The sequence below is a fragment of the Bradyrhizobium sp. 2TAF24 genome, from assembly GCF_052115025.1.
Lineage (GTDB): Bacteria > Pseudomonadota > Alphaproteobacteria > Rhizobiales > Xanthobacteraceae > Bradyrhizobium_A.
Genome location: NZ_JBFRFW010000064.1, coordinates 1 through 1,064 on the forward strand (window position 1 = coordinate 1; position 1,064 = coordinate 1,064).

Here is a 1,064-nt window from a genome sequence, read left to right on the forward strand (position 1 = left end):
TTGAGCTGGCCGTTGTTCTGCACCCAGCCGCCGCTCGATGCGTCGATGACCGCGCCGCTGTCGACCCGGACGTTGCCATAGGCCGTCAGCCTGACGTTGCCGCCGTTGGTGAGCGTGGGTGAGATATCGCTGTTGTCGGTGAGATCGTTGACCCACAGGCCGCGGGTGTCGATCACGCTGCCGGAATGCAGCTCGACGTCGCCGCTGAAGACGGTGTTCCCTCCAAGCGCGCCGTTGATGGTCACGGAGCCAGCCCGCGCCACCAGCGCGCCGTCGATCGAGATGCCGCCGCCGGCGAGAGCGATATTGGAGTTGAGGGTGATCGAGCCGCCCGGCGCGACCTGCAGCTTCGCACCACCCACGACGCTGATCGCCGGCGATACCGCCTTGCTGACCGGATCGGTGACGCCGCCTCCGGCATTGATGGTGATGCTGCCATAGCCGGCCTTGTCGAGCAGGTCGGCCGRCAGATAGACCGTCTGCTGCCACGGCGCCGGCAGCGCMGCCGTCGCGCTCGGCAGATCCGGCGGCGTCACYGACGGTGCGATCACCACACTGGCGGGAACGATGAGCCCATCGGAGGTGCCGATGGTCAGCGCGCCACTGGCAGGCAGCGTGTTGGCGGTGCGCTGATAGGGGCCGCTGACCGTGGTGGCGATGACGGTGGCGTCGACTTCGGCGGCGGACGCGATCACGGTCAGGGCGCCGGCGGAGCGGCCTTCGAGATAGGCCGACTGGTAGCGCGAGGTCGGGAACAGCGTGTCCGTATAGAACTCGGTGACGCCCCAGTGRGCGTGGTTCACCGTGAAGCCGACGCCAACAGAYACATAGGTCAGGTCGGCAGGTGCGTGATTGATGTCGTAGATGCGGCCATCGGAGGCCACCAGCCAGGTGACGGGCACATAGCCGGCCTGGTGGGCGAGCGAGCCCCCGGCAATATTGATCGTCGCGCCCGGACGCAGCACGACATCGCCCGACGCGTAGGTCGTCACGGAGCCGCCGGTGGTCAGGCGCTGGTCGATCGGCCGGATGGTCTGCCCGAGCCACCCCGACACCTCCAGCAG

1 protein-coding gene is annotated in these 1,064 nt (G+C 68.1%); it reads right to left on the reverse strand.

The genetic code is table 11. The annotated features are described in order from the left end of the window. Positions 1–1,064: hypothetical protein (locus AB4Z37_RS32920; protein ID WP_441520869.1), on the reverse strand; the 1,064-nt coding region annotated here is incomplete at both ends.